This window comes from Bradyrhizobium sp. CCBAU 25360, assembly GCF_028128695.1.
Taxonomy (GTDB): Bacteria; Pseudomonadota; Alphaproteobacteria; order Rhizobiales; family Xanthobacteraceae; genus Bradyrhizobium; species Bradyrhizobium ottawaense.
Map to the genome: position 1 here is coordinate 224642 of NZ_LBJA01000035.1, position 7370 is coordinate 232011.

At 65.6% G+C, this 7370-nt stretch carries 6 protein-coding genes; all 6 read left to right on the top strand.

Features of this window, described 5'->3' with window-relative positions:
- Window positions 1-101: 101 nt before the first annotated feature.
- Entirely contained in the window at window positions 102-884 is a 783-nt protein-coding gene (locus tag XH81_RS12885) for a succinate dehydrogenase iron-sulfur subunit (protein ID WP_028139274.1), read from the top strand.
- 188 nt (window positions 885-1072) lie between these two features.
- The gene (locus XH81_RS12890; protein WP_028139275.1) at window positions 1073-3286 is read left to right on the top strand and encodes a hybrid sensor histidine kinase/response regulator; all 2214 of its coding nucleotides are present in this window, start codon (window positions 1073-1075) and stop codon (window positions 3284-3286) included.
- A gap of 53 nt (window positions 3287-3339) precedes the next feature.
- On the top strand, window positions 3340-5295 hold the full coding sequence (locus tag XH81_RS12895) for an ABC transporter ATP-binding protein/permease (protein WP_028139276.1): 1956 nt from the start codon (window positions 3340-3342) through the stop codon (window positions 5293-5295).
- Between the two features lie 163 nt (window positions 5296-5458).
- The gene (locus XH81_RS12900; RefSeq protein ID WP_028139277.1) at window positions 5459-6283 is read left to right on the top strand and encodes an FkbM family methyltransferase; all 825 of its coding nucleotides are present in this window, start codon (window positions 5459-5461) and stop codon (window positions 6281-6283) included.
- 20 nt (window positions 6284-6303) lie between these two features.
- Window positions 6304-6690 (top strand): VOC family protein, encoded by a 387-nt coding sequence (locus tag XH81_RS12905; RefSeq protein WP_018318935.1) that lies wholly within the window; start codon window positions 6304-6306, stop codon window positions 6688-6690.
- 84 nt (window positions 6691-6774) lie between these two features.
- Window positions 6775-7017 carry a hypothetical protein gene (locus tag XH81_RS12910; protein WP_026202099.1) on the top strand — a complete coding sequence of 81 codons (243 nt, stop codon included), beginning with the start codon at window positions 6775-6777 and terminating at the stop codon, window positions 7015-7017.
- Window positions 7018-7370: the final 353 nt, after the last annotated feature.

Genomic DNA, 7370 nt, shown 5'->3' on the forward strand with positions numbered 1-7370 from the left:
AGTAGCCGTCATTCCGGGATGGTCCGAAGGACCAGACCCGGAATCTCGAGATTCCGGGTTCGATGCGGCGCATCGCCCCGGAATGACGAAAGGTTAGAGCAATGGTTGAATTCGCACTTCCGAAGAACTCCAAGATTTCCGGCGGCAAGACCTGGCCGAAGCCCGCGGGCGCGACCGAGACCCGCGAGTTTCGCGTGTACCGCTGGAATCCGGACGACGGCAAGAATCCGAGCGTCGACACCTACTACGTCGACACCAATGATTGCGGCCCGATGGTGCTGGACGGCCTGATCTGGATCAAGAATCACATCGACCCGTCGCTGACCTTCCGCCGCTCCTGCCGCGAAGGCGTCTGCGGCTCCTGCGCCATGAACATCGACGGCCAGAATACGCTCGCCTGCACCCGCTCGATGCACGACGTGAAGGACGGCGCGGTGAAGATCAATCCATTGCCGCACCAGCCGGTCGTGAAGGACCTCGTCCCCGACCTCACCAACTTCTACGCCCAGTACGCATCGGTCGAGCCGTGGCTGAAGACGACCTCGCCGACGCCGCAGAAGGAATGGCGCCAGACCCACGAGGATCGCGAGAAGCTCGACGGCCTCTACGAGTGCATCCTGTGCGCCTGCTGCTCGACCTCGTGCCCGAGCTATTGGTGGAACAGCGAACGTTATCTCGGTCCCGCCGCGCTGCTCCAGGCCAATCGCTGGGTGTCCGATTCGCGCGACGAGGCGACCGGCGAGCGGCTCGACAATCTCGAGGATCCGTTCCGCCTCTACCGCTGCCACACCATCATGAATTGCGCCAAGGCCTGCCCGAAGGGACTGAACCCGGCCGAAGCCATCGCCGAGCTGAAGCTCAAGATGGTCGAGCGCCAGATCTAAAGGCGCGGTTCATGCTTCGTGTCCCGGCCAGTCCGGCCGGGACATTCCGAGATCGCGGTCAATTCGAGTAGAATTTTCTCCGACCCGCTGTGCGCGTAAGTTCCACGCGCACAACCAGCGGTTCCGGCACAAGTTGCTTCCTTCCCCGCGCGAGATTCAGTTAAGCTCCCGTCAGGGACGGAGCGACTGTGCAGAGGGCGCAACGCAATTCGCTAAGGCTGTTGCAGTGGATGATGGCGGCATCCCTGGCGCTGCCGGTTGCGCTGTTCGTCATCACCTCCGCGATCTCCTACACCTCGACCAGGGACATTGCCGACCGGGAGATCGAGCGCACGCTCGACGTCGTACATGAGCACGCGCTCAAGGTGTTCGAGACCATCGATCGCAGCCTGGCCGAGCTCAACGAGGTCGTGCGCGGCCTTCCCGACGACGTCATCCGCGCGCGCGAGCCGGCGCTACACCTCCGCCTAAGGCGGCTGACCGATTCACTGCCGCAGCTCAAATCGGCCTGGATCTTCGACGCGGACGGCAAAGCGCTGGTCAACAGCCTCGCCTCGCCGCCGCCGGAGCTCCGCTTTGCAGACCGCGACTATTTCTACGCTCACGTCGACCAGACCATCGGCAGCTTCATCGGCACGGCCCTGACGCCCCGTCCGCCCTATCAGGGCGCGCGCTTCTTCGGGGTGAGCCGCCGCCGCGACTCCGACGACGGCAGCTTCATCGGCGTGATCCAGGCCTCCGTCCTGCCCGAATATTTCGAGAGTTTTTATGCGCGGATCGGTTCCGATGCCGGCAGCTTCTTCACGATGGGACGCACGGACGGCGTGCTGCTCGCGCAGTTCCCGCGGCTCGAGCGCGACCTTCGGCTGGATCCGACCGGACCGGTCGGCCGGGAAATCGCGGCGCGGCCCGCGCACGGCCTCATCACCGTCGCCTGGCCGTCGGACGGGATCGAGCGCCGCATCGGCTACCGGCGCGTCGCCGAATATCCGATCTATGTCAGCGCCGGGCTCGAGACCTCGGCGATCCGCGCGCGCTGGCTCGCCACCATGGGCCAGCATCTGGTGTTCGGCATTCCCGCCACCGCACTTCTGTTTCTGCTGTTGGCGCTGGCATTGCGGCGCACGCAGCACCTTCAGGCCGAAGCCGCCAAGCGGCGTGAGGCCGAGGAGGCACTCAAGCACAGCCAGCGCCTGGAGGCGCTCGGACAGCTCACCGGCGGCGTCGCGCATGATTTCAACAATCTGCTGACGGTGATCCGCGCCTCGGTCGACCTGTTGAACCGGCCGCAACTGACGGAGGAGCGGCGGCAGCGCTACATCACGGCCATTGCGGACGCAGTGGCGCGCGCGGCCAAGCTGACCTCGCAGCTGCTCGCCTTTGCGCGGCGTCAGACCCTGAAGCCGGAAGTGTTCGACGTCGGCGAGCGGATGCAGGCGCTGCACGACATGCTGGCGCCGCTGCTGGGGCCGGCCATCGAGATCACCATGCGCCTGCCCACCGAGCCCTGCCTCGTCCACGCCGATGCCGGCCAGTTCGAGACGGCGCTGATCAACATGGCGACCAACGCGCGCGATGCCATGCAGGGCAAGGGCAGGATCGTTTTCACGGTCGAGGCCGCGGCGGCCGTTCCGGACACGCTGGCCCATGCCCCGGGCAGCCAGACCTTGGTAAACCAGAACTTGGGAAGCCAGAGCTTGGGAAGCCAGAGCTTGGCAAACCAGAACTTGGCAAACCGTGGCTTCATCAACGTGACCGTCAGCGACACCGGAGTCGGCATTCCTGCCGCCCGGCTGGAACGCATCTTCGAGCCGTTCTTCACCACCAAGCAGGTCGGCCACGGCACCGGCCTCGGCCTGTCCCAGGTGTTCGGCTTTGCCCGGCAATCCGGGGGCGAGGTGACGGTTAGGAGCGAGGTCGGTCACGGCAGCACCTTCTCGCTCTACCTGCCGCGCGTGCCGGCGGACCTGCTGCCGCAGCGGCAGGCGCCGAACACGGCGCCGGCGGTGGCCGGCAGCGGCATGTCGGTGCTGCTGGTCGAGGACAATATCGAGCTTGCCAATTTCGCCGCCGACGGCCTCACCGAGCTCGGCTACAGCATCACGCTGGTCGACAACGCCACCGATGCACTCGCCGAGCTCGACATGGACGCGGATCGTTTCGATGTCGTGTTCTCGGACGTCGTCATGCCGGGAATGACCGGGCTCGATCTGGCGCAGGCCATCTGCCAACGGGGCATCGGCGTGCCGGTCGTGCTGACCACGGGCTACAGCCAGGCGCTGGCGCAGGATGGCGCTGCCGGCTTCGATCTGGTGCAAAAGCCGTACTCGATCGAGGAATTGTCGCGAATTCTACATCGGGCGGCCCGGATCCGGCGCGTCCGCGACGGCGCCGCCGAGTAAAGGCGCCTCGGGAACCTCGGGGAACCGGTTGATTTGGCTTGCGTTATCCGATCATGCAAAAGCCGGCTGGAAAACGCGAGCAGGACAGGAAGCCCCCCATCGTCGACATCGCCGGCGAGAACGGCGACAAGGTCGCACCGCCTCCGCCGGAATTGCTCGAGCCTGACCCGGAGCTGTCACCTGAAGAGGTCGAGCAGGCCCGCAAGGATTATCTGCTGACACGGTTCTGGATCAGCGCGCGCGGCTTCTGGGGACAGGGCGGCGATCGCCTCGCTTGGCCGTTCTCGATCGGCCTCGGCCTGCTGATCGTCCTGGCCGTCGCTTTCCAGTACGGCATCAACGTCTGGAATCGCGCGATCTTCGACGCCATCGAGAAGCGCGACGCGGCGAGCGTCTTCCATCTCACCGCAATGTTCTTTCCGCTTGCGATCGGCAGCATCGTGCTCGGCGTCATCCAGGTGTTCGCGCGCATGGGCATCCAGCGGCGTTGGCGGGCCTGGCTCACGGCGAGCGTGCTGACGCGGTGGCTCGCGAACGGGCGCTACTACCAGCTCAACCTCGTCAAGGGTGACCACGAGAATCCGGAATACCGGATTGCCGAGGATCTGCGCATCGCGACCGATTCGCCGGTCGATTTCCTCGCCGGCGTCACCTCGGCGCTGCTGTCGGCCGCGACCTTCATCATCGTGCTCTGGACCATCGGCGGCGCGCTCACCGTCACGTTCGGCGGCTCGACGCTCACCATTCCCGGCTTCCTCGTGATCGCCGCGATGCTCTATGCCGCGATCGCCTCGGGCTCCATCCTGGTGATCGGCCGGCGCTTCGTGCAGGTCTCCGAGGACAAGAACCAGGCCGAAGCCGATTTCCGCTACACGCTGACGCGCGTGCGCGAGAACGGCGAGAGCATCGCACTGCTGGGCGGCGAGGAGGAAGAGCGCGACGGCATCGACCGCAACTTCGCCGGCGTGCTCCGGCAATGGGCGCGGCTCGCCGGTCAGCACATGCGCACCACGTTGGTGTCGCAGGGCTCGAGCCTGGTTGCGCCGGTCGTGCCGCTTTTGCTCTGCGCGCCAAAATTCCTCGACGGCAGCATGACGCTGGGACAGGTGATGCAGGCGGCCTCCGCCTTCACCATCGTGCAGAGCGCGTTCGGCTGGCTGGTCGACAATTATCCGCGGCTTGCCGACTGGAACGCCTGCGCGCGCCGCATCGCCTCGCTGATGATGTCGCTCGACGGACTCGAACGCGCCGAGCAGGGCGACGGTTTTGGCCGCATCAAGCGCGGCGAGACCAGCAACGACGCCATCCTGGAGATGAAGGATCTGTCGGTCTCGCTCGACGACGGCACGGCCGTGGTCGGCGAGACCGAGGTGGTGATCGAGTCGGGCGAACGGCTGCTGGTCGCCGGCGAATCCGGGACCGGCAAGAGTACGCTGGTGCGCGCCATCGCAGGCCTGTGGCCCTGGGGCGGCGGCAGCGTCAATTTTCACAGGGATCGCCGACTGTTCATGCTGCCGCAGCGGCCCTATGTGCCCTCCGGATCACTGCGCCGCGCGGTCGCCTATCCCGGTGCGGCCGAGGACTGGACCCTGGAGGAGATCGGTGACGTCCTGCATAAGGTCGGCCTCGACCATCTCAAGGAAAAGATCGAGGAGGAAAGCCCCTGGGACCAGACGCTATCCGGCGGCGAGAAGCAGCGCCTCGCCTTTGCGCGGCTGTTGCTGCACAAGCCCGACATCATCGTGCTCGACGAGGCGACCTCGGCGCTCGACGAGAAGAGCCAGGACAGGATGATGAAGATGGTCACCGACGCGCTGCCGAAGGCGACCATCGTCAGCGTCGCGCATCGCGCCGAGCTGGAAGCCTTCCACAGCCGCAAGATCGTGCTGGAGCGCCGCAAGGGCGGCGCCAAGCTCGTCAGCGACATCGACCTCATCCCACGCAAGGGCAAGCGCAGGCTGCTCGGGCGATTTCTGCGGCAGCGCAAGGCACCGAAGAAAGCTGCGTGATCTCGTAGCCCGGATGGAGCGCAGCGCAATCCGGGAAGGCCCATCAGCGCGGTGAGAATCCCGGATTTCGCAGCGCTCCATCCGGGCTACGGACCTCTCGTGAAGATTGGAGTCCCACGCAAAACCGGCTATGCATGCGCCGCTTGCAACGAGGACCGCCTGCTTGACGACTGACAACGCCCCTTCGTCCGCGCCGTTCGGCGCGTTTGCGCCCAATGCGGCGCAGGCTGCGATCATTCGCCTCGCACAGCAGTCGGGGCTGAAGCGCGGCGCGTTCCGGCCCTGGATGTCGCGGCTGGTCAACCTGCTGCGCGGTGGCCCGGTCGACGTGCAATATCAGGGCGCATCGTTCCGCTTCTATCACCAGGGCAGCGCGACAGAGCGCGGCGCGCTGTTCAATCCCGATTATAATCTCGACGAGCTCGACTTCCTGCGCCAGCATACCCCGGCGGGCGGCACCTTCCTCGACGTCGGCGCCAATGTCGGCACGTTTGCGCTGGTGATGGCGCGGCAGGTCGGCACCACAGGCAAGGTGGTCGCGATCGAGCCGCATCCCATGACGTTCGCGCGGCTCTCGTTCAACCACGGCGCGTCGAAGACGGCGCAAGTGCGCCTGGTGCAGGCTGCCGCCGGCGACAGCGACGGCGAGCTGATGATCGAGAGCGGCGGCGGTAATCTTGGCGCCACTCACGTCGTCACCGGCACGGCGAGCGCCGAGGCGATCAAGGTGCCGTCGCTGCGGCTGACACGCATTCTCGACGAGGCCGGCGTCACGCAAATTGATTCGCTGAAGATCGACGTCGAGGGTTTTGAGGACCGCGTGCTGATCGGCTTCTTCCGCGATGCGCCGCCCTCGCTATGGCCGCGCGCGGTCGTCATCGAGCATCTGTCACAAAACGAATGGCAGCAGGATTGTATTGCCGACATGGTCGCGCGCGGATTTGCGATCATGCGCAAGACGCGAAGCAATACGTTCCTCTCACGCTGACAAGGACGAAGGAGGTTACGATGATCGACCATCTGGGTTTCTCCGTTTCCGACTATGAGCGCGCCAAGGCGTTCTACGCCAAGGCGCTGGCTCCGCTCGGCTACGGCCTGATCATGGAGGTCACGGCGGAGCAGACCGGCCACGCTGCCGCCGCCGGCTTCGGCGCCAACGGCAAGCCGGATTTCTGGATCGGCGGCGAAGGCGCCATGAACAAGCCAGTGCATGTCGCGATCGCGGCCAGGGACCGCGCCACCGTCGACGCGTTCTACAAGGCGGCCATCGCGGCCGGCGGACGCGACAACGGCCCGCCCGGCATCCGCCCGCATTACCATGCGAATTACTACGGCGCCTTCGTGCTCGACCCTGATGGCCACAACATCGAGGCCGTCTGCCACGCGCCGGAATAAGGCAGATCCAGCGCGGCGCGATGAGGGAACATCGGCGCGGCATCATCGTTGTCCTTCCCCGGACAACTGATCCCGATGATGCCGATGCCGATCGAACCGCCCGAGATTCCGCCGGCAACACCGGGGACTCCAGCCGAACCGCCACCCGGAATTCCGCCGGGCAATCCGCAGCCTGAAATCACGCCGCCGGTGCGCGAGCCCGGCTCGCCACCGCGGCCCGACGAATTGCCGGGCCGCATGCCTGAAGAGATTCCATCGCGCGGGCCGAACGGGCCGCTGACGCCGAATCCTGCGACGGATGCAATTCCGCCGCGGGATCGCGCATGAAGTGGCCGATCACATGTGGGGCAATTGCAACCAGCGTCTGAATGCGCAATGAACGTTGCCGGAGTGACGCGATTTCCGTGCAGAAATAAATCGGGCCGCGACCGCATCGCCCGCCACAATCCGGCCTAACGCGTAGCTGTTCATCCCAACACTTCGTCAAAGAACCTTCCGGGGAAGTTCACCACCATGACCAATCTTCGTTTCGTGCTGCTCGCGACGACGGCTCTGACCGCGATGCAATTCGCAAGCTCCGCATCGCAAGCACAAAGTGCGCCGCCGCTCGTGGTCGCGCAGGCGCAGCCTCAAGATGCGGGCCCTGACGGAAAACCGAAGCAACCGCCGAAGGGACCCGC